We start from the raw sequence: 21,621 nt of genomic DNA on the forward strand, positions 1-21,621 counted from the left end.
AATTTTCGAGCTAGGGCAATTTCTTGCACATAAGCCTAAATCGGCATCACTCGATTTCTTCCTAAACGTTTAGCTTCATAGAGCTGAATGTCGGCTTTATCGACAATGTCTTTAGCCTGCTCTCCGTCTTTGAATTCAGCCACGCCAAAAGAAGCGGTAATACTATCAACTTGCTTACCACTGCGGCGATCGCGGATAGTGAGCTTTTCTAGCGCGCTACGTACTGACTCGGCAAACCGGATGGCCAAACGTAAATTCTTATTCGGAACGATGAACGCGAACTCTTCGCCACCAAATCGGTAAGCGGAGATGCCGTCACGGCAGCATGATTGCAATCTCTTCGCAAGAGACTTAATCACTGCATCGCCAAATAAGTGGCCAAATTGATCGTTATAGTTTTTGAAATGATCGATATCGAGAATAACTAAACTAAAGGGGGCATCGCCCAAACAATAGGCAGACAAATCTCGGTCAAATGCGCGGCGATTAAGTAAACCTGAAAGGCCATCAAATAAAGCATCTTGTTGAAACTGAGTTAATTGCTCTTTTAATTGCTCTATCTCGCCACTAGCCACACTCAACTGACTGTTCAAAAATTGGGTTGTGTGACGAATGTCTTTTGATTCGAGCATCAAGTTACGTACTAACCCCATCACTTCATCGAATGACAGCCCTTCATCTTCCACTCGCTCAAGGCTACTAAAACTTTTATCAATCTTTAGTTGAAAGTTATTAGTGTTCACTAAGGTATCATTCATAGAATGAGAAACCTCAGTCAGCATGCGCTCCAAACTTTGACGGAGTTGCTGGACGTCGGATTCTGTCTTGTTAGCCACATATTCGCGATAGAGGGCCTCTCCTTTCGCTGGTGGACAGATCCCGTGCTCACCGACCACTTGATCCAACTCTTTATTTAGCTCAGGTAATGCGTTGTCTACATACGTATACCACAACGCATAATTACTCGGAGTGGTGGCCACCTGATTTTTAATCATCAAGGGCACCGCTTTACGCAGGTTTTCCGTAGCCTTCTGAAATTCTTTTTTACTCATATACACTCACTACAGTTGGCGAGATCATTCTTTTCATAAGATTAGCTGAAGACGGCCCATGTTTCTCGCTAAACAAGGGAAATTTCCAATCATCAAACTGAAGGAGCAGCATTAGACTCTTACCGCACCTGTTTAACCTTCATTAAATCTAATCCGGAAACGCAAAAAACTCAACAATTTACACTGTAAAGTAACTCAATCATCCACTTAGTTTGACTCAGCTTCTTTTTGTACCGCTTTAATAATCACAGACGTATCCATTCGGTTGTGACCTTGACTCGCCAATTCCTGATACGCAGCCATTGTCTTATCGGTAAGGGGTAATGTGATGCCTTGATTCTTTGCTTCTTGTAAACAAAAACCTAAATCTTTGATCATCCAATCGATAGCAAAACCAAAATCGAACTCACCTTGTGACATCGTCACGGCGCGGTTTTCCATTTGCCATGAACCTGCAGCACCATTTTTGAGGCAATCCACTAGCGTTGGAATATCCAAACCGGATTTTTCAGCCAGTAATAAACCCTCTGACAATCCATTTAAAACGCCGGCAATGCAAATCTGATTAACCATTTTGGCTCGCTGGCCTTGGCCATTAGCACCCATTAGAACGGATGATTGAGCATACGCGGCTAAGACTGGCTGCAGAGTTTCGAACAAAGCTTTGTCTCCACCACACATCACCGTCAGTTTGCCGTTTTCAGCACCCGCTTGGCCTCCTGAAACAGGCGCATCCATAAAGCGGATATTGGCAGCACGAGCAGCAAGAGCCAGCTCTTCAGCCAATTCTGCCGAAGTGGTGGTGTGGTCGACAAGAATAGCACCTGATTTCATTGCAGCAATAGCACCGCTTTCGCTGACGGTCATGGCACGCACATCGTCATCATTGCCCACGCAAACACACACGATATCAGCCTGTTGAACACAGTCGGCTACAGACTCAGCCATTTTGCCTTGGTAACGCTCAACCCAACGCTGAGATTTTTCCGTTGTACGGTTGTATACCGTGACATCAAAACCTGTTTGTTGCAGATGCCCAGCCATAGGGAACCCCATCACACCCAGCCCAATAAAACTGATTTTCATTCTCTACTCCCTGTATTTATTCCTTAATAAAAAAAGCCGAGCTAAGCTCGGCTATTTTCAATTTTTTTCTTACAACTCAGCGTTGTGATAAACCTGCTGAACGTCATCACAGTCATCAAGCATGTCTAAGAACTTTTGGAACTTCTCAGAATCTTCTTCAGCTACTGGTGTAGTCGTTTGAGGAACGAAAGTGATTTCCTCAACCTCTAGAGTGAGCTCTGGGAACGCAGTGTTTAGTGCCGTCTTCGTTTTGAAGAACTCGGTCGTTGGAGCGAATACAGTGATAACACCGTCTTCTAGCTCAACGTCAGTCACGTCTACGTCTTCCATCATTAGCGTTTCTAGAATGATCTCGTCATCTTCGCCTTTAAACTGGAATACAGCTTGGTGAGCGAACATGTGAGAAACCGTACCTTCAACACCGATTTTCGCGCCAGTCTTAACGAAACATTGGCGAACGTCTTGGAAAGTACGGTTGCCGTTATCTGTTAAACAGTCAACGATTACGCTTGTGCCACCAGGGCCAAAACCTTCGTAACGAGCTGGTTGGAAGTCTTCACCTCCGCCGCCGTTCGCTTTATCGAGCGCTTTATCGATAACGTGAGCGGGTACTTGGTCTTTCTTCGCTTTAGCAATCAGGTGCTTAAGAGGTAAGTTCATGTCTGGGTCAGAGCTACCGTTCTTAGCCAGTACGTAAATCTCTTTACCGTATTTAGAATAAACTTTAATTTTTGCGCCTGCAGTTTTAGCCATTGAGGCCTTGCGCACTTCAAAACTTCTTCCCATCGGGATCTTCTCTCTAATTCAATTAACGGAGCAAATTCTAGCAAATCCTGTCCTCAGTTCAACTGAGCGGCTCACTAAGGTGATCAAGCAAGTCCCATCACCCGCTTATACTTTTGCACAGATTGGTCAAACAACTCGCATTCAGGTTCACTTTTAAGCGTTCTTCGGTGTTCGATTAACGCTTCAGGGCCAGCTTGAGCTTGCTTAATTTTCCAAACCAAAAACGATGCTTGCTTATCGATCTCGATCTTATTCTTCTCATCGGAAGGCAGAAGAGACAAATTAAACGACATTTGAACGACCTCAATCGGTGTTAAATAGGGGGAAGAATATAACATAGCAACCCTTTTATGGGGAATGCTCAAACGAATAATTCAAGGATGAACATTGTTTTGGCTCAATAACCACACAATTAGGCGATTTTTGCAATGGCATTACGGCCTGAACCCATGAGCTCAAACACAATAAAGGGCGCCGAGGCGCCCTAGTCTGTCACTATTTAGTTGATCGCATTTCATTTGCAATCAGTGGTGGATCAAGCCAAGTTCTTCAGCCTCTTCCATGGTTAAACCACTTTCTCTTATTTCCCTCAACGCTTCGATTCTTCGACGCGCTTCAGCAGATTTCATTTGTTTATTTGATGATTTCGGGGTGTCTTCGTCATGAAGATCCCACTTTTCAGCAATCCGAGTCATTTCATTATGGTCAATAGAATTAATGGACATATTCACCTCAAGCAACACCATGTTCGGGACACCTAATCAGTATCAAAGCCATTCAAACTTGTTAAGCAAAATTACTATGGAATGTGAGCTATACAATAGTTCCGATACTAATTTTACAACCGTCATAAATATGCTTTGCGATTGTCAAAAAGGACGATTAAATTTGAAAATTCCCCTCAAATAAAACAGTGTGACTTAGCTCACTGCTTAGTGCGCATACACTACACATTCATATTCGAATGGCTTCCAAACACCCTTTCTAAAACAAGTATAGCCTCATAATTTAGGAAGCATGATCAAGACGTACAATTCACCTTGATCATCGTTCCATTGACCTAACAAGATCGGGACGTATTTCAAGTTCGATAAGTCAGCAAAGTATGCGACGTATGATCGTGCCCCGCACAGCCAATAGCAGAACGATGATCAAGAGAAAAAATCTGAGTTAAGGTCTTTAGATAGAAGAGGTAAAGAGGTAAAGAGGTAAAGAGGTAAAGAGGTAAAGAGGTAAAGAGGTAAAGAGGTAAAGAGGTAAAGAGGTAAATTTTGGACAAAAAAAAGCGAGTAATCCATACTCGCCAAAGATTTATTATTCAAGAATGAACAATATGAGCCATCTATTAAATCATTGAAATGAAAAACTTCATTTCGTAAACTAATATACGGATAACTCAGCTTCAATTGTCAAAGTAATGTCAAATAGATTAAATACCCACCGCAACTTCATCCAGTACTCGAATCACAGATTCATCAATGTGGCCATCAAGTATCTGCTTGCAGACTTTTCGGCGCACGGCTAATCCACCAATCAAGCGTTCAATCGACAAGTGCTTAGTATTCGATTGACTATTAAATAGCTCAATAGTTTTACTAAGGGTTTCATAAGGAATAGGTTCTTCACCCACTCTTAGCCAATCAAGCTTCTCTATGAGCTCCTGACATTCATCTTGTATAGAACCGGCCGAATGACCTGTCATTGCTGATAACGCCGTAATGCTGCGTTCTAGGGCCTCTGGAGAGGTATATTTTGACAAGGTTATGGTTAATTCGTCGGCGTTGATCTCTACAAGGTGCTTACGCTGCTTCACCCGTCGGCCCAAACGACCTTTTGGCGACGATGGACGCCTTTGGATTGGCTCAAACTCACCGTCAATGATTTCGGCGAGTTCGGCTAACTTCTGGGTAGACACCATTTCGTGTCTCAGCGGATTAGGTAACGTCGGCGCCATGTTGCGTTTGCCAGCGTTGGTCATACGAGCACGTGCAAATCGCAATACTTCATCAACGTCACATCGAATATCGACCTGATAATCCACCACTTTTCCTTTATCTTCGATGCTGTTTACCGTTAGGTGATAACCCCAAAGATTAACCGAGAAAACTGTTTCGGAAATCTCTCCATCAGAAAGTTTCTTCAGTTCTCTTATCAACTCCATCGAGAAACGACGCCAGTCGATGTTACGAGCTAATTTTTGATTCAACTCACTGAGCAGCATGCTATCGGTGAATCGACGTGACATGCGGCTTCTGAAGAAGGAATAGAGCTGGAATACTAAAGTATGCTGACGCAAGATCTCTGGTGGGAATAAGAAAAAGTAATCTTTGGTGAGCAACTCTTCGTAAAATGAAGGTTCCCAAACCAAAATATACAAATTAGGTTTGATCCTGATCTCGCCTGCCTCGTTTTCTTGTGGTGCTTCTTCCGATGCGGTGATGGTTCGTGCTAAGAAGCGAAAGCGATCACTTTTGAAACCCTCAGGCATATTTTCACTCATCCAACGGCCAGTCAACTCATGCAGTTGAAAGTCAGTAAACTCAATGCGATCAATGCTTTCTCTGATTGAATCACGGGCAGGGCCACTGTCTTTTTTACCTCGCAAAGACAAAATATCCGTGATGTATAACGGTGTTTTGTTTGGAACTTGCTTACCGTTCAGCTGATAATCTTCTTGATGATGTTCATGGTATTGTACCGTTAAGGTAAATAACGCGAATAACGTCATGAGATCATCAACAGTCATGATGTTCTTAGATGATCTTGTTTCGATCACAGCACGGCTTCCAGAAATAGAAACCATTGATTTTTGATAGCTTTTACGGGTTCTTGGCGGAGCAAGTGCCTGATCAATGATACCGGCCCAGTTTGTTGGTGATACTACAAACTGCTCAGATTCATCTTTCATTGATGGTGGGATATTCAAACCGTGCTCAGTCAACAAACGGCGGTTAACTTGAGTTTGGGCCAATGCTTTAGAACGCTTTTGTTTATCGCTTAATTTACTCGATTCCGTCATAAGGCTGGTCGCACCTAACACTGAAATCAACTGACTCGGGTTTACAAAGCTATGTAGCATAGTTTTTCCTGCTAAGCCTTGTTCAAACCTTACTCCAGCTTGTTTAAATAAACCGATACTCACTGCGGCACGTAAGCGTTGCTGAATGGCAGCTCTGGTCAATTGACCCTCTGTAGCTTCAATCAATTCTGTGGTAGAGACGTAACCATCTTTACTTGAAAAACCTCTAAGAGAAATGAGATTAAGCAGTTCTACAATACTTTTTGTTACGCCTTTGAAGTGTTGATATTGTTCGATCCAATCTACGGTTTGTTCACTGACCAAAAATAAGTGCCCATCTTTATGGCTTCGAGGAGCTTTAATTAAGATCTTTTCATCTGAGGTCATTATTGGGTCCGTGTTCCATTAACCGTAATTTCACTATAGTTCCAAGAGAATAAAGAAAATTGTCATAAAAATAAAGAACAAATTTATGATTCTTTTAAACTGATCTTATTGGTTAAACTGATCTATATTGATTAACTGATCATATGATCTGTTGAGTGTTTTACTCGTAAGGCACTGTAAATTAAGAAGTAAAAAAATCAACGGATGGAAGCATGATCATAGAAGTAAGGAAACGATGATCAACAAGTACCTGAAAGCATGATCAAAAAAGGCTGAAAAGATGATCATGATAAGATCGAACCAGTGATCATCAACAGATCGAAACGATGATCAAGAAAAGCTCACAGGTTATCCACAGAGACGGTAAAAGATCGTCAAGTTATCGCGCTTATTTTGGTGAAAGCATGATCACCGAATTCCATTTTACCATCAGTCGTGTTTATTTTGAACAATATTGGATCCAAATACAGCACTGATATGGGTTAACGAGTTAACATTATAAAACACGCCTTATTGAAAGCATGATCAAAGGATATAAATGTCAGTCGAACTGTATTTGGACTTTCCTTGTTAGTAAGAAACAGTCTACAAATCCCCCAGCCTACCTTACTTCACCGTACATTCACCGTAAAATGGCTCGCTATTTACATGCTTCCGAAGAATGAACACTCTTGATCATCGATCCGATATAGATCCGTGTTTGTTGTGCTGTAATGTGTTTATTTATTATTCGATATGCCTCTTGATCATTTTTCCGTAATACTGAATATCAACCGAAAGCATGATCAAGGGGTCATTCCTTGATCATGCTTGCGTGTTGTTACCCATTTTCCGCTTCTCGTGATAACTTTCTGAATTCCAGTTATCTAATCTTGAGTGTACATTGACCGTAGTTTGGCCTGTGAAAGTAATCGTTCCGGTGTAAATCCAAGCGTTCGCACACATTTATCAGAGGGAAGTTGCTCCATATCCGAAGAAAACCTCCGTAAGCATGATCATGTAATGTGTATTTCGATTAGTAATTTGTTTGCGATTGTTCCGCTTTTGCGCGTAGTTTCCCCCTAATTTTATCGTTAATGTGCTCGGTTTTGGTCAAATATGGGGATAGATTTTCATCCCATGTCGTTAGATATTCGCTAGGTTGAGTCGTTTACTAGCAAATTTTTAGCGAATAAGATGAAACGTGATGATTGCTTTTATTTTGTCTGCTTACTTTTATGGCCAAAGTAGGAGTACTTTGATTAATACATTCGTGTTGTTTTGATTTTGGGGTAAAAAGGAGTTTAAGAGATTTCGTTAATATCGTTTTTATCGCGCTATCATTTAGGTCAAGAATTAAACTTTACACTGTAAATAAGTGACGTCGTAACACTTTAAATCTGATGTTCTTATCCTAATTAGTTACGTGTAAATAAGTAACAATTTTGATGACAAAAGCAGCAGATAAATGTTTGTTAGCCATTTAAATGTGATTTAACTCTAAAATGCATGTGCACCTTTTTATTGTCTAAAGTCATTAATTCTGTACAATTGAGTCAAGGTATTTTTTATGGATAGATAATAATGAAACGAGAAAAGACGATAGAAAGCCTGAATCGACTTGCGGAGTTAACACAGCAAGTACAAGCTGACCGTATTGAAATTGTGTTAGAAGAGCGAAGTGATGACCATTTTCCACCTATGTCAAAAGCATTGATGGAAACTCGTTCTGGTTTAACTCGTAGAAAGTTAGACGAAGCAATCAATAAACTCGAAGCAGACGGGCATCAGTTTACTAAGAACAACGCGAATCATTATTCTATTTCATTACAAGAAGCGCACATGTTAATGGATGCGGCTAACGTACCGAAATTTCATGAGCGTAAGCAAAGTAACAACAATAAACCTTGGATTGTTAACGTTCAAAACCAAAAGGGCGGTACAGGTAAATCCATGACGGCTGTCCACTTAGCGGCGTGCTTGGCGTTAAATCTAGACAAACGTTACCGAATTTGTCTTATCGATTTAGATCCACAAGGTTCTTTACGACTGTTTTTAAACCCGCAAATCAGCATTTCTGAACACGACAATATCTATTCCGCGGTTGATATTATGCTTGATAATGTCCCTGATGATGTTGAAGTTGACCGTGAGTTTTTGACGAAAAATGTCCTACTGCCGACTCAATATCCTAACCTTAAAACGATTTCAGCATTCCCAGAAGATGCTATGTTTAACGCTGAAGCGTGGCAAAGTCTGTCTCAAAACCAGTCGCTAGACATCGTTAAACTGCTCAAAGAAAAACTCATCGACAAGATTGGCGACGAGTTTGATGTCATTATGATTGATACTGGACCGCACGTTGATCCTTTAGTTTGGAACGCAATGTACGCATCTAACGCGCTGTTGATCCCATGTGCGGCTAAACGCTTAGATTGGGCGTCGACCGTTAACTTCTTCCAACATCTACCTACCGTTTACGAAATGTTCCCAGACGATTGGAAAGGTTTGGAGTTTGTTCGTTTGATGCCAACCATGTTTGAAGACGACAATAAGAAGCAGGTATCCGTACTTACCGAAATGAATTACCTGCTAGCAGACCAAGTTATGATGGCGACCATTCCGCGTAGCCGAGCATTTGAAACCTGTGCGGATACTTATAGCACAGTATTTGATCTTACCGTCGGCGATTTTGAAGGTGGAAAAAAGACATTGTCTACCGCTCAAGATGCGGTGCAAAAAAGTGCATTAGAATTAGAACGCGTGCTTCATAGTCATTGGGCGTCGCTGAATAAGGAGTCTTAACAGATGGCAATTAAAACATCCGATCTAAACGCTAAGCTGTTTGGAAAAACAAATAAACGTCGTGCTACCTCTCCACAAGAAGCACAAACAGCAGTTAAAGAAAAAGCGAATGTGATTGAACTTGCGGTGGCGGGTGAAGACATGGTGTCGTTTGAGCTAGTGCGTATTCCTGCGGCAGATGTTTCGACTAAAACAACGGTATTCGCGGAAAATTCACGTGAGCAGTCCTTTTTAAACCCTCATGCGTTGTCTGATATTCTTTCGACACTTGAAGAGCGAGGTCAACAATACCCGGCGGTAGGACGTAAAGCCGATGATGGAACGATTGAAGTTCTAGACGGTAGTCGTCGTCGTATGTCTTGTATTATCGCGAACAAAGATTTCTTGGTTTATGTTGCGGATGATATCAACTCTAACCATGCGAAGTTTCTTTCTGATGTAGCAAATGCCCATAAGCCATTGTCACTGTATGAACGTGGCCGTGAAATGCAGGCCAAGTTGAACAGTCATGAAGCCGAAGATCAGAAAGCGCTCGCGCAAATTTTCCAGTGCAGTGAAGCTTTGGTGAGTGGCGCCTTAAAAGCGGCGGCCTTGCCAAGAGAACTATTGCAAGCGTACCCAAATGTGAGTGACTTAGGCCGACCAACAATTGTGAAACTGCACAAACAGTTTTATTCATTGAGCGATTCTGAGCGCACAATCTTGTTGAAAAAATGCCACAGTGCCAATGGTTACGTCTGGCAGCAAAGCCAAAGCCACGGTGTGGCGCGTATTACAAAAGAAGTGACAGAGCAAATAGAGGCTTGGGTAGAAGAGCTAAAGCCGTCGCCAGTGAAAGAAAAACCAAACAAGGTTGAGCTTGTGAAAGGCCTTGCTAGTTACACTCGTAAAGGAGATACACTAGCGATTAACCTAAAAAAAGTTGACGATAATACCATGGCCGAGATTTTGAGCTTTCTAGAAGAGAGAATGAAATAAGCCAGCATTGATACATTGATATGTTACCCGGAAGCCGCATTTTTTGCGGCTTTTTTTATGCCTGTGCTATGATCGCTATTCAGCGTTAAGACACAGCTCTTAGCCCAACTTATTCCGAAATACGTGAGTTCTCCATGCCCCTTGATTATCTGATTGAAGTGTCTAACCAAGCAAAACAGCAACATCATCGTTTTGGTGTTGAGTTGATAGGTAGCCAAGAGTGGTCTCTCAAACTTATTGAGCAATTTCTTGCGAAAACTAACAATTACGATATTGGTTCCATTGCCTATAAGTTAGGAGGAAAACCGGTAACTTGGGCTAAGTCGTTACCAAAAAATGGTGGTGCGCAGCTGCTTGGTCACGACACCAACTATGTTATTTATGATGCAGTCGACGGGATTGACGCAAACAGTCTAACCGCAAGTGCAGGTACCGTTGTCGGTGGAGGGCTATTGTTTATTATTCACCGAAGCGACAAGGACGCTCAACTCAACTCTTCGGCTAATTTGGTTAACTATGGAGAGCAATGGCTGGACGCGTGTTTTGTTAATCTTATTCAGATCAAGCAAGTTGATCCAGATCCAAATACTGTCACGGCAGGCAAGCTGCCCGAACACAGAATGACGGAAATAATTGAGCAGGCAGGCGACGTGGCATCACTTGTTGATTATTCTGAGCAACAAGCGGCGATTGCGAGTATAGGAAAAGTGGTTACCGGACATAGAAAGCGTCCATTGGTATTAACGGCGGATAGAGGGCGAGGGAAAAGTGCTGCGTTAGGAATGGCAGCAGCGCAACTAATGGAAACACGCGATATCGCTATTATTGTTACAGCACCCTCTGTTAAATCAGTCAGCACTGTTTTTAAGCATGCGGAACTTAGCCTTGACGGGGCGACAAGAGAAAAGCTTCAACTTACGTTTGGTGGCTCAACCATACAATTTGTCGCGCCAGATGAGTTGCTTTCTAGTCGGCCAAATTGTGATTTGCTATTGGTTGATGAAGCTGCCGCGATTCCTGTGCCCATGCTTAAAGCGATGGTATCAACGTATCATCGTTTGGTTTTCTCCAGTACTGTTCATGGTTATGAAGGTTGCGGCCGTGGCTTCACTCTTCGTTTTTTGCCTTGGCTCCAAGATGCCAGGCCTGGCGGTCGCCACCTTCACCTGTCACAGCCGATGCGTTGGGCCAAAAAAGATCCGTTAGAGAATTGGCTTTTCGGTAGTTTTTTATTAAATGCCGAATTACCAGCATTGTCGCAGTCTAATCAGGGTGCGGTTCCTGAGTTTCGTAAGATCTCTCAGAAGGAGTTACTTGCCAACCAGTGTTTACTTCAAGCCTGTTTTGCTTTGTTGGTTAATGCTCATTACCAAACATCACCTAATGATTTATTGCATTTGCTAAGTGATGACAGCGTTACTTTGTATGGCGGATTTAGCAATGGTGAATGCGTTGCCTGTGTAACAACCGTTAAAGAGGGAAACATCGAAGCCAGTTTGGTGGAAGACATCGGCAAAGGGAAAAGGCGACCGAAAGGGCATTTAGTACCAACGACTATCATCAACCACCTCGGTGACTCCGAAGTCGCCAGTCTAACTTGTCACCGGGTTATGCGAATTGCGGTGCATCCAGAACTGCAAAGACAAAGTGTTGGTTCTCAGTTTATTGGTTGGTTAGTCTCTAGAGTTGAATCAGAAAATGCGTATGTGGCGACCAGTTTTGGAGCCAGTCCATATTTACTTGATTTTTGGCTTCACTGTGGCTTCCAGCCGATCTGGCTCGGAAGCAGTAAAGATCAGGCCAGCGGTTGTTTTTCTGTTGTGATGGTTCATCTTTCTGAATCTATGCCGCATCAATGGGCACGTGAAAGCCAAGCTTATTGGGCGCAGAACTTTTCGTTGTTACTCTCGAGTACCTACCGTGATTTGAACGTCGACATCGTTGCTAGGTTTCTGAATTACTGTGTGGGTGGTACACCGACTAACAGAGAGTTGATTCATTTGCGCCATTACGTATCCGGTGGGGCATCTATGGATTCGATTATGTGCGCTGCAAGAAAGTTGGTCTTGCATGTGGCTCCCAACCCATCTGAAAGAGTGTTATTGGCGGCTTACTTTCAACTACAAGATTGGCCATCGCTCAGTGCTCGTTTTAATCTGTCTGGCAGAAAACAAACAGAAGCTTTGATTAGACATTCGTTAGATGGATTGTTATACCGATTTACAGTGTAAACTGAAAAGGAATTTACACTGTAAATCGATATGAGATAAATCAGACTAGCGAGGGGCGCCTCGTAACCCAACGTTTGTTAATCCATTTTCTACCAGATTAGGGTTTCAATTTACACTGTAAATTGAAATCCAACGCCTCAAGTTACCCTCAGTTATTTCGCTTGTCATCATTATTCGCTAACAAAAAATTGAGCTATTAGACAAAGCTAAGTGACCTCTTGCTCAGCATCTTCTATTTCCCACTGTTATTACCTTTGTACGCCATAAGCAATTCCGTACGTTCAAAAATCTTTCTGCTACAGCTCACATTTACCAATGCTACATCTGTTTCATATTCGCTAATTTATTGATTAATGAGAAAGCCTGCCTACACTCAAATAAAGCGTCACTATAATAATCAGCTAGGTAATTGTTAGGATCGATACATGCAATGTCAATTAGATGAATCTCTAGAAATCAGTAATGTCCTCAATTCAAAGATTGAATATCAACAATGGCTTGATAATCATGAACTACTCATTATAGACGCCTCGTCGGTTTCGAGAATAGATGCAGCAGGTCTACAAGCTCTTGCGTCGCTATTCTTAACGGCTAAGCAAACCCACACAGAAATCCGTTTGATCAACGTGCCAGACAAATTGGCCGACGGAATCGAATTGCTTGCCCTTACCAGCATGTTTGAAAGTTAAAGGAATAATGAGGAGTCATTAATGACGAAGATACTAGCAGTTGACGATTCAATCTCAATCCGTCAGATGGTAAGTCATACGTTGCAAGATGCAGGATACGAAGTAGAAACGGCAAATGATGGTAGCGATGCGTTGAAGAAATCCCAGATGAAAAAATTCGATGTGGTGATCTCTGACGTCAATATGCCGATCATGGGCGGCTTTGATTTAGTCCGCGCCATTCGTTCCAACCCGCAGTATAAGTTCATTCCCATTTTGATGCTGACTACAGAAACCAGCATAGAAAAAAAACAAGAAGGGAAATCTGCAGGGGCCACTGGTTGGTTAGTTAAGCCATTCAACCCTGACACCTTGTTAAAGACAATCAAACGAGTGATCTGAGTTATCGCATAGCAACAGCATAATATTATAAGAATAAGAAGGACCTCGTCATGGCTTTGGACATGGACCAACTGCGAAAAATGTTTTATGAAGAGTGCCGAGAAAACCTCGAGGTGCTTGAAACCATTTTATTAGGGCTAGACCCAGATGATGTTGAACAGGAAACCATAAACACAATTTTTCGTGCTGCGCACTCAATAAAAGGTGGAGCAGCTACGTTTAATTTGTTCGACATTAGTGAATTTACTCACTCCGTTGAGGCGTACCTAGATGAGGTGCGCAATCATAATATGGAGCTTAGCGCCCACAGTGTCGATGTGCTGTTAAAGTCTGGCGATTGCATAACCGAAATGCTAGAGGGCCATGAGAATGGTGAACCGGTTGAAAGTGAACTCAAGCAAAGTGTGACGAAATCTCTCGGACATCTCCTCAACGGTGAAGATAAACACAAATCACCGTCAACGGTGTTTGAGCCAGCCGCCTCTTCTGTGACTGCCAATGAATTCGAGCCCACAATTGAGCCATCGTTAGCCAATGACACTCAGGGTTCAAGTAGCGAATGTCTACTCGCTAATTGGCAAATTGAATTTGCTCCTCATCGAGATTTGTTTTTCAGTGGCAATGACCCCCTTCGTATCATCGCAGAGATTAAAGAACTCGACCCAAAAGCGAGCATTGTCTGTAATGGCGCTAAACTTCCTGACCTTGCCGAGCTTGAAGCAGAACTGTGTTACTTGAGTTGGAGGATGGAAGTTTCTAGTGAAATAGACAAAGACGCGCTGGTAGAAGTGTTTGAATGGGTGGAAGACCAGTGTGAGTTGAGTATTAGCAAGCCACAATCAACGGATCCTGAGAAGGCTGTGCCACAACCTAACTCTGTTGAGCCAAATATTACCAATGAACCCACTCAGTTGGTGGATTCAAATACCAATGAAGCGGAACTAAATAAAGGTCAAGTAAACACAACTGCGGAATCTGGCAATAAACAGAATAAGAAAACGCCGGCGAAAAATGCCAAAGCCGAAAGCGCGGTGAGTTCGATTCGTGTTGATATCGATAAAGTTGATAGCTTGATCAACTTGGTAGGTGAGTTGGTAATAACTCAGTCAATGCTAACGGAAATAGGCAATGATTTTACTGAAGACAAACTGGAAAAACTGAAAACCGGCTTAGATCAGTTGCTGCAAAACAGTAAAGACTTGCAAGAAAACGTCCTTAACATACGAATGCTGCCGATGAGCTTTGCTTTTAGCCGTTTTCCTCGTTTAGTCCGCGACCTAACGGGCCGTCTTGGCAAACAGGTTGATTTACAAATAAAAGGCGAAAGTACCGAACTGGATAAAACCGTATTGGAACGAATTGTAGACCCGCTTGTGCACCTTGTTCGTAACGGTGTTGATCATGGTATTGAAATGCCCGATGTGCGTAGCGCTCACGGTAAACCGGATATGGGCGTTATTGAGCTCAATGCGTTTCATCAAGGTGGCTCCATTATTATTGAAGTGAAAGATGACGGTGGAGGGATCGATTGCGATCGATTATGGCAAAAAGCCGTCGATAAAGGCGTGTTACCGAGTGATTCTAAACGAGAAGAAATGAGTGACCAGCAGGTCGTAAATTTGATTTTTGCTCCTGGTTTTTCAATGGCTGATGAAGTGTCTGATATTTCAGGGCGCGGCGTCGGAATGGATGTTGTGAAACGAAACATTGAAGAACTCGGTGGCAACATTGAAGTTGAGTCAAAACTTGGGCTTGGTAGCGCATTTACCATCAGCTTACCTCTTACCCTTGCCATACTCGATGGTCAACTTGTTAAAGTGGCAGGGCAAGTCTACATCATCCCCTTACTTACCATCGTTGAATCCATTCAGATCGAAGCCGACTGCGTTAAACACGCGTCTGGTGGGGTTGAACTGTATCGACTTAGAGATGAGAACATCCCGCTGCTTAGGCTGCACGAAGAGTTTGAGATGGGCGAAAGTGGCGATCTTGAAGGGCACATCATGTGTTTGGTCGAGGGGGCGGGTAGCCGGGTTGGCCTGTTGATCGACGATTTACTGGATCAGCAGCAAGTGGTGATCAAAAGTTTAGAGTCCAATTATTGCAAAGTTCCGGGCATTTCTGGGGCCACCATTTTAGGGGACGGGTCAGTTTCTTTGATCTTAGATATACAGGGCTTGATCACCTCCTTTTTACGAAGACACGTCGATAGTAAAGGCGGTCTCGCTGCATAAGGAGCTGCGAAATGGAACTGGCAATAAATCAAGAGAATCAAAGCTTCATCGACAACGAGATCAGTGAAAATGCCGACTTTTTGAGTTTCAGTTTGGCAGACGAATTGTATGGCGTTTATATCCATGATGTAGAAGAAATCAGAGTATGGGAAAAACCAACCCCTATTCCTAGGTCACCTTTGTATGTGAAAGGAGTCATTAACCTCAGAGGCATGATAGTGCCCGTTATTGACTTAAGAGCGCGATTTAACGTTGGAGAGTGTACTTACCTTCCGACAACTGTCGTGTTGGTATTGAGGACTGTAGTGAGCGATAACGAGCGTTTGATGGGGCTAGTTGTTGATGCGGTAGCCGATGTGGTCAGTCAGGGTGATAAAGAACTTACTGCGCCTCTGGGTGAATCACAAGTAACACCATTCATTCTTGGTCTACTCAACGTCGAAGAGCAAGTGATGTCGCTACTTGATACAGAAGCACTATTGGATATGGACACGATTTTAAAGGCTAGGTGAGTCATGGCGGCGCAAGAGTATTTGAGTTTTATATTGGACAGTGAGGAATACGCAGTCCCGATATTAGATGTGAGAGAAGTTCGTGGGTGGAGCAGTATCCGCACGGTACCAAACTCGCCAGATTTTCTGCATGGCGTGCTAGAGATCCGCGGTGAGTACGTGCCTATAGTGGACTTAAGAAAGCGGTTTGGGCTAGAGCCTGCAGTCATTAATGCAACCACGGTTGTGATAGTACTTAATGACGGCCAAGCTCAGCCTTTAGGTATCATCGTAGACGCAGTTTCGGAAGTGTATGCCCTAAATGAAGAGGACATAAAACCCGCACCGAAGATGTCACACAGATTAAAGGAAGCATTCATTGTTGGCATTGCTTCTGCAAATAAGACACATGTCATTCTAATAAATTTAGAGGCTCTATTCGACGTTACTGAGCTTAACCAATTAACAGAAGAAAAAGCGCTCATTTAAGAGGTGAATTCATGGCTTTTTGGAACAGAAAACAAGAACCTGTCGCAGAGCAGTTTGCTAGCAAGGCACAAGACAGTCTTATGGAACAACAGTCTCAAAGTTCAAAACAATCGGTTGGTTACGAGCAACTCATGTCGGCTTTAGATGTGGCTCAAACCGCTTTGATGATGATTGATCGTGATTTCAAAATAACGTATTTGAATAAACGATCTTTGGCCTTGCTTGTACAGCATGAATCACTGTTTCAGTCTGTATGGCCAGGTTTTCAAGCGACTGAAGAATACCTAATGGGTTTTTGTATCGATGGTTTTCACGCGAATCCTGCCCATCAACGACATATGATGTCCAACCCAAATAACATGCCGCATACCGCAACCATCGATATAAAAGACGTGCAAATCGAGCTTAATGTGGGAGCGATTGTTGATGCTGACGGCAATTACATTGGCAATACGTTGGAATGGTCGGATGTAACCGAATTAAGAAAGCAGCAGCATGAGGTGTCGCAATTGCGTTCAGCGGTGGATCAAGCCCAAACTGCGATGGTCACCATCGACCGAGATTTTCTGATCACCTATTACAATCGAGAAACATTAGCGCTATTTAAAAAGCACGAAGAGAAATTTCGTACGGTTTGGCCTGGGTTTACCGCGTCGGAAGAGTGGTTGATGGATCGTTGCATTGATGATTTTCATACCCATCCCGAGCATCAACGGAAAATGTTGAGTGATCCTAATAACTTACCTTATCGCACCGACATTTCTGTGTCTGATATTAAGATTGAACTCAATGTTGCTGCCGTTATGGACGCGCAGGGTAACTACGTAGGGAACTCCCTTGAATGGCGAGACGTAACGGAAGCTCGTGCTAATGAAGAAGAAGTGGGCCGATTAGCCTCTGCGGTAGCAGGCATGACCACCAATTTGATGATGGCCGATCAAGACGGCATTATTCGTTACTTAAACCCGGCTGTTGCCAAATTGATGAAGGACAGGGAAAGTGAATTAAAAGCAGCACTACCAGGTTTTGATGCGGATAAATTGGTTGGGCAAAATATTGATATTTTTCATAAAAACCCCGCCCATCAACGTAACATTATCAATAACCCAGAGAATCTTCCTTTCAGCTCAAACGTTAAAGTGGGCACCTTAGAATTCAATTTAACCTGTATTGCCATGTTAGACAGTAATGGTAACTACATGGGGCCAGCCCTCCAGTGGCAAGACATAACAGAACAACAAGATGGCCAACGCCAAGTTGAGTCTCTGATTCAAAAAGCCATTGATGGCGACTTAAGCCAGCGGATAGACACGTCGCAATACAGCGGATTTATGTCGGAGTTAGGTAATGGCGTAAACAGTTTGCTAGAAGCCATTGTCGCGCCTGTAAGTGAGTGCATAGACGTTATGAGTCGTGTGGCTGATGGTAACCTTAATACTGATATGAGCGGTACCCACAGTGGTGAATTTGGTCGCTTGGCCGACGCAGTGAACACTTCTATCCTTAATATCCGCAACATGGTCGAAAAAATAACGACTTCCTCGGCACGAGTCGCCACCGCCTCAACAGAAATCGCTGAGGGTAATAACGATCTAAGCCAGCGAGTTGAGGCTCAGGCTTCCAATCTGGAAGAAACCGCCGCCAGCATGGAACAAATGACCTCTACCGTTAAGCAGAATGCTGAAAATGCAAAAGGTGCCAATGCCTTGTCTGATGACGCTGCGGCTAAAGCAGGCAAAGGTGGTGCGGTTGTGGGGCAAGCGGTTTCGGCGATGGCTGAAATCAACAACGCCAGTAAGAAAATCGCCGACATCATCGGTGTGATTGACGAAATTGCGTTCCAAACTAACTTATTGGCATTGAATGCGGCAGTAGAAGCGGCAAGAGCAGGCGAGCAAGGTCGTGGATTTGCCGTGGTCGCAGGAGAAGTGAGAAACCTCGCACAACGAAGTGCTGCTGCTGCCAAAGAGATCAAAGGACTCATCAACGACAGTGTTGAAAAAGTTGATGAAGGTTCTCGCTTGGTCGACGAGTCCGGTGAAACACTCAATGAAATTGTCGATGCGGTGGCAAAAGTATCAGAGCTAATCACTCAAATCGCGCAATCGAGCCAAGAACAGTCAACCGGCATTGATGAAATTAGTCGTGCTATTGCGACCATGGATGAAATGACCCAGCAGAACGCTTCGTTAGTTGAAGAAACCTCTGCGGCGAGCCAATCGCTTAAAGATGAGGGCAAAGACTTACTAAGCTTGATGAACTTCTTTAGTAGTGATCAAAAAATTGCAACGCTGAGCCATCAACCTACAGCGGCTCAAGAGGCACAAGCGCCAGCGGTCAACGTCAGCAGCATTCGTCAAAAGACGTCAACTAAGGCCGTGAATTCAGGCATTCAGCTCAGTGAGGATGGCGACGAATGGGAAGAGTTCTAGACCACGCGTCTAATACCATAGATCCGTTGGAAGATCGTGAATTTGAGTTAACCAATGATGACTTCAAGTTCATTCAGTGGTTCATCCACAAAAACGTGGGTATTTTTCTGTCGGACAAGAAAAAGGCCATGGTGTATGGCCGTATAAGCCGTTTGTTACGTGAGCATGGCATGCAACGCTTTAGTCAGTACCGAGAGCGGATAGAAATTGATGAAAACGAAAAAATCAACTTCATAAACAATATCACGACCAACAAGACACAATTTTTTAGAGAGATGCATCACTTCGATTACGTGGCGAATGTGCTCGTAAAGCGTTGGATGAGTAAACCAGATAAGCAAGTTCGCATTTGGTCAGCAGGCTGTTCAACAGGGGAAGAGCCGTACAGTTATATGTCGTTGCTGGCGACAATGGGATCATTAGATAACGGGATGGATGTTCGCATGCTGGCCTCTGACTTAGACACCAAAGTCCTCGCCCATGCCAGAGCAGGGATCTATACCGACGGCTGCTTAGAAAGTATTCCAGAACAGTTTTTGAAATCGTCTTTTGTAAAAGGAAAAGGCGATCAAAATGGCAATATAAAAGTGAAGAAGAAGCTGCAGAATGCCATTACTTTCAATCAATTGAATCTACTAGCTGAATGGCCAATCAAGCAAAAGTTTGATTTGATTTCATGCCGAAATGTCATGATTTATTTTGATAAGCCAACTCAAGAAACCCTAATCCGTCGATTTTATGATTACTTAACCGACGACGGTGTTTTATTCATTGGGCATTCTGAAAGTGTCGGTAATTGTACCGATATCTTCCGGCACATAGGCCACACAATCTATTTGAAACAGTGAGGCTAACATGAAGGAGTTAACGGGCAGGATGCAAACCCACTCAGACCAATTTAACCGTTTTTACCACCAGCATAAGAAAGTGCACATGGTGAAGGTTATGCCGGGTGGCGTTTATACCTCATGTGAGGAAGAAATTATCTGTACAGGATTGGGATCCTGCATTGCAGCCTGTATGTGGGATCCAGTAGCCGAAGTTGGCGGGATGAACCACTTTTTACTGCCTTTTAATAACAAAATAGAACAAGATCATTGGCACCCGACAGAGATCGTATCGACGGCTTCTCGTTACGGCAATAATGCGATGGAAATATTGATTAATCAATTGCTTGGCGCAGGAGCCGAGCGTTCTCGAATCAAACTTAAGTTGTTTGGCGGAGCACAAATGTTAGGCAAGTACGCCATGATTGGAGAAAAAAACATCGAGTTTGCTCTAAGTTATGCTAATGCTGAGCATTTCGACATCGTTTCAAAAGATCTGGGAGGCTTGGAGCCAAGAAAAATTATGTTTGATCCACTTACCGGCCGAGCTTGGGTGAAGAGAATTCGATTCGCAGAGGTTGAACGTGTCAAGCAAAGTGAAGCCGAATACGCTCATCAATTGGATCAAGAAAGTCATCGTAATCATGACGACGACGTGGAGCTATTCTAATGAATAAACCAGTGCTACTGAAAAAGCCAGTAAAGGTAATGATCGTTGATGATTCTCCCGTATTTAGAGCGCTATTGAATGAGATCATTAGCTCGGATCCGGATCTAGAGGTTGTGGCAATGGCGGAAGATCCGTACCAAGCACGATCTTTGATCAAGCAGCACAACCCAGATGTGCTTACTCTTGATATCGAAATGCCGAAAATGAATGGCGTGCAGTTTTTAAAAAACTTGATGCGCTTACGGCCAATGCCTGTCGTGATGATTTCCACGCTTACTCAGCATGGTGCGGATGCGACTCTTCAAGCGTTAGAGCTCGGGGCGGTGGACTACTTTCCTAAACCTAGCATTGATGACCCGGCTCAAATGGTGAAATACAAACAGCTGGTGAATGAAAAAGTAAAAGTGGCCGCCGGAGCCAACGTAGGTAACCAGCAAATGCACGTTGCACCTATTTCAGTAGATAAGTCCATCAGAGGCATTGGTGTTGGCTGCGAACTGATAGCGATTGGTGCATCAACAGGAGGGACAGAAGCTATACGTAATGTGCTCAGTGTATTGCCAGACAAACTTCCTCCTATCGTGATTACGCAGCACATTAGTGAGCTTTTTACCGCCTCTTTTGCTGAGCGCTTAAACAGCAGCAGTAAGATTAAAGTCAGCGAACTACAGCAGGAATCCACTCCTCTTATTCATGGTTGTGCTTATGTCGCTCCGGGTAATCGACATATGCTGATCGTGAAACGCAACGACCACTATTACGCAGAATTAGATGATAGAGAAGCGGTGAATCGACATAAACCATCCGTAGATGTGATGTTCGATGCTATTTCAGAAACCGTTGGGCAAAAAAGTATCGGTGTGATTTTGACGGGAATGGGGCAAGACGGGGCACAAGGTCTGCTCAAAATGAAGCGAACAGGGGCGTTTACTATAGCACAAGATGAACATACATCGGTTGTCTGGGGGATGCCCAGAGTCGCTGTTGAGATAGGCGCAGCTGCTCAAGTGGCACCGCTCGACAAAATTCCAAAAATGATCTGTGACGCTTTAATACATACTAATAACTAAGCCACCGATTAAGGT

General features: G+C 43.4%; 18 protein-coding genes. 12 read left to right on the forward strand and 6 right to left on the reverse strand.

All coding sequences use genetic code 11. The features are described from left to right. Positions 1-35: 35 nt before the first annotated feature. The 6 genes from QWZ04_RS17025 to QWZ04_RS17050 all read right to left on the reverse strand — a co-directional run bounded on the left by QWZ04_RS17025 (position 36) and on the right by QWZ04_RS17050 (position 6,330). Positions 36-1,052, reverse strand: a complete 1,017-nt coding sequence (locus tag QWZ04_RS17025; protein WP_290329449.1) for a GGDEF domain-containing protein — start codon at positions 1,050-1,052, stop codon at positions 36-38. Positions 1,053-1,259: 207 nt separating this feature from the next. Continuing rightward, positions 1,260-2,138 (reverse strand): NAD(P)-dependent oxidoreductase, encoded by an 879-nt coding sequence (locus QWZ04_RS17030; RefSeq protein ID WP_290329450.1) that lies wholly within the window; start codon positions 2,136-2,138, stop codon positions 1,260-1,262. 69 nt (positions 2,139-2,207) lie between these two features. Next, positions 2,208-2,924 carry a YebC/PmpR family DNA-binding transcriptional regulator gene (locus QWZ04_RS17035; RefSeq protein WP_290329451.1) on the reverse strand — a complete coding sequence of 239 codons (717 nt, stop codon included), beginning with the start codon at positions 2,922-2,924 and terminating at the stop codon, positions 2,208-2,210. A gap of 83 nt (positions 2,925-3,007) precedes the next feature. Further along, entirely contained in the window at positions 3,008-3,217 is a 210-nt protein-coding gene (locus QWZ04_RS17040) for a DUF3283 family protein (protein WP_290329498.1), read from the reverse strand. Between the two features lie 231 nt (positions 3,218-3,448). Next, positions 3,449-3,649 carry a PA3496 family putative envelope integrity protein gene (locus QWZ04_RS17045; RefSeq protein ID WP_102525457.1) on the reverse strand — a complete coding sequence of 67 codons (201 nt, stop codon included), beginning with the start codon at positions 3,647-3,649 and terminating at the stop codon, positions 3,449-3,451. A 704-nt stretch (positions 3,650-4,353) separates the two neighbouring features. Beyond that, positions 4,354-6,330 carry a replication initiator protein RctB domain-containing protein gene (locus QWZ04_RS17050; RefSeq protein ID WP_290329452.1) on the reverse strand — a complete coding sequence of 659 codons (1,977 nt, stop codon included), beginning with the start codon at positions 6,328-6,330 and terminating at the stop codon, positions 4,354-4,356. A 1,563-nt stretch (positions 6,331-7,893) separates the two neighbouring features. On the opposite strand from QWZ04_RS17050, the gene QWZ04_RS17055 reads away from it, so the two are divergent. The 12 genes from QWZ04_RS17055 (at position 7,894) to QWZ04_RS17110 (ending at position 21,606) form a co-directional block, all read left to right on the forward strand. Continuing rightward, positions 7,894-9,114 carry a ParA family protein gene (locus tag QWZ04_RS17055; RefSeq protein WP_290329453.1) on the forward strand — a complete coding sequence of 407 codons (1,221 nt, stop codon included), beginning with the start codon at positions 7,894-7,896 and terminating at the stop codon, positions 9,112-9,114. A gap of 3 nt (positions 9,115-9,117) precedes the next feature. Continuing rightward, positions 9,118-10,092, forward strand: a complete 975-nt coding sequence (locus tag QWZ04_RS17060; protein ID WP_290329454.1) for a ParB/RepB/Spo0J family partition protein — start codon at positions 9,118-9,120, stop codon at positions 10,090-10,092. A gap of 134 nt (positions 10,093-10,226) precedes the next feature. Continuing rightward, complete coding sequence (locus QWZ04_RS17065; RefSeq protein WP_290329455.1) at positions 10,227-12,323, forward strand: tRNA(Met) cytidine acetyltransferase TmcA domain-containing protein; 2,097 nt, start codon at positions 10,227-10,229, stop codon at positions 12,321-12,323. Positions 12,324-12,748: 425 nt separating this feature from the next. Beyond that, positions 12,749-13,012: an STAS domain-containing protein gene (locus QWZ04_RS17070; RefSeq protein WP_290329456.1), complete on the forward strand. Its 264-nt coding sequence runs from the start codon at positions 12,749-12,751 to the stop codon at positions 13,010-13,012. Positions 13,013-13,033: 21 nt separating this feature from the next. After that, the gene (locus QWZ04_RS17075; RefSeq protein WP_290329457.1) at positions 13,034-13,393 is read left to right on the forward strand and encodes a response regulator; all 360 of its coding nucleotides are present in this window, start codon (positions 13,034-13,036) and stop codon (positions 13,391-13,393) included. Between the two features lie 50 nt (positions 13,394-13,443). Then, positions 13,444-15,627 carry a chemotaxis protein CheA gene (locus QWZ04_RS17080; protein ID WP_290329458.1) on the forward strand — a complete coding sequence of 728 codons (2,184 nt, stop codon included), beginning with the start codon at positions 13,444-13,446 and terminating at the stop codon, positions 15,625-15,627. Positions 15,628-15,638: 11 nt separating this feature from the next. Further along, on the forward strand, positions 15,639-16,139 hold the full coding sequence (locus QWZ04_RS17085) for a chemotaxis protein CheW (protein WP_290329459.1): 501 nt from the start codon (positions 15,639-15,641) through the stop codon (positions 16,137-16,139). A gap of 3 nt (positions 16,140-16,142) precedes the next feature. Next, a complete protein-coding gene (locus QWZ04_RS17090; RefSeq protein ID WP_290329460.1) occupies positions 16,143-16,607 on the forward strand; it encodes a chemotaxis protein CheW in 465 nt (154 codons plus the stop codon). An 11-nt stretch (positions 16,608-16,618) separates the two neighbouring features. Then, positions 16,619-19,039 carry an aerotaxis transducer Aer2 gene (aer2, locus tag QWZ04_RS17095; protein ID WP_290329461.1) on the forward strand — a complete coding sequence of 807 codons (2,421 nt, stop codon included), beginning with the start codon at positions 16,619-16,621 and terminating at the stop codon, positions 19,037-19,039. Continuing rightward, positions 19,024-19,887, forward strand: a complete 864-nt coding sequence (locus tag QWZ04_RS17100) for a CheR family methyltransferase (protein ID WP_290329462.1) — start codon at positions 19,024-19,026, stop codon at positions 19,885-19,887. Before aer2 ends, QWZ04_RS17100 begins: the two co-directional genes overlap by 16 nt. Before the next feature lie 7 nt (positions 19,888-19,894). After that, positions 19,895-20,536 carry a chemotaxis protein CheD gene (locus tag QWZ04_RS17105; RefSeq protein ID WP_290329463.1) on the forward strand — a complete coding sequence of 214 codons (642 nt, stop codon included), beginning with the start codon at positions 19,895-19,897 and terminating at the stop codon, positions 20,534-20,536. Continuing rightward, complete coding sequence (locus QWZ04_RS17110; protein ID WP_290329464.1) at positions 20,536-21,606, forward strand: protein-glutamate methylesterase/protein-glutamine glutaminase; 1,071 nt, start codon at positions 20,536-20,538, stop codon at positions 21,604-21,606. The genes QWZ04_RS17105 and QWZ04_RS17110 overlap by 1 nt, the downstream gene beginning before the upstream one ends. Positions 21,607-21,621 lie beyond the last annotated feature (15 nt).

This window comes from Vibrio tapetis subsp. quintayensis, from assembly GCF_030409945.1.
GTDB lineage: Bacteria > Pseudomonadota > Gammaproteobacteria > Enterobacterales > Vibrionaceae > Vibrio > Vibrio quintayensis.

Bases quoted from the DNA above. Each gene is read 5' to 3' on its own strand.
- QWZ04_RS17040 (WP_290329498.1), bottom strand. From the start codon at position 3,217: ATGTCGTTTAATTTGTCTCTTCTGCCTTCCGATGAGAAGAATAAGATC.
- QWZ04_RS17060 (WP_290329454.1), top strand. From the start codon at position 9,118: ATGGCAATTAAAACATCCGATCTAAACGCTAAGCTGTTTGGAAAAACA.
- QWZ04_RS17025 (WP_290329449.1), bottom strand. From the start codon at position 1,052: ATGAGTAAAAAAGAATTTCAGAAGGCTACGGAAAACCTGCGTAAAGCG.
- QWZ04_RS17075 (WP_290329457.1), top strand. From the start codon at position 13,034: ATGACGAAGATACTAGCAGTTGACGATTCAATCTCAATCCGTCAGATG.
- QWZ04_RS17080 (WP_290329458.1), top strand. From the start codon at position 13,444: ATGGCTTTGGACATGGACCAACTGCGAAAAATGTTTTATGAAGAGTGC.
- QWZ04_RS17090 (WP_290329460.1), top strand. From the start codon at position 16,143: ATGGCGGCGCAAGAGTATTTGAGTTTTATATTGGACAGTGAGGAATAC.
- QWZ04_RS17065 (WP_290329455.1), top strand. From the start codon at position 10,227: ATGCCCCTTGATTATCTGATTGAAGTGTCTAACCAAGCAAAACAGCAA.
- QWZ04_RS17030 (WP_290329450.1), bottom strand. From the start codon at position 2,138: ATGAAAATCAGTTTTATTGGGCTGGGTGTGATGGGGTTCCCTATGGCT.
- QWZ04_RS17105 (WP_290329463.1), top strand. From the start codon at position 19,895: ATGAAGGAGTTAACGGGCAGGATGCAAACCCACTCAGACCAATTTAAC.
- QWZ04_RS17045 (WP_102525457.1), bottom strand. From the start codon at position 3,649: ATGTCCATTAATTCTATTGACCATAATGAAATGACTCGGATTGCTGAA.
- QWZ04_RS17110 (WP_290329464.1), top strand. From the start codon at position 20,536: ATGAATAAACCAGTGCTACTGAAAAAGCCAGTAAAGGTAATGATCGTT.
- QWZ04_RS17100 (WP_290329462.1), top strand. From the start codon at position 19,024: ATGGGAAGAGTTCTAGACCACGCGTCTAATACCATAGATCCGTTGGAA.
- aer2 (WP_290329461.1), top strand. From the start codon at position 16,619: ATGGCTTTTTGGAACAGAAAACAAGAACCTGTCGCAGAGCAGTTTGCT.
- QWZ04_RS17055 (WP_290329453.1), top strand. From the start codon at position 7,894: ATGAAACGAGAAAAGACGATAGAAAGCCTGAATCGACTTGCGGAGTTA.
- QWZ04_RS17035 (WP_290329451.1), bottom strand. From the start codon at position 2,924: ATGGGAAGAAGTTTTGAAGTGCGCAAGGCCTCAATGGCTAAAACTGCA.
- QWZ04_RS17050 (WP_290329452.1), bottom strand. From the start codon at position 6,330: ATGACCTCAGATGAAAAGATCTTAATTAAAGCTCCTCGAAGCCATAAA.
- QWZ04_RS17085 (WP_290329459.1), top strand. From the start codon at position 15,639: ATGGAACTGGCAATAAATCAAGAGAATCAAAGCTTCATCGACAACGAG.
- QWZ04_RS17070 (WP_290329456.1), top strand. From the start codon at position 12,749: ATGCAATGTCAATTAGATGAATCTCTAGAAATCAGTAATGTCCTCAAT.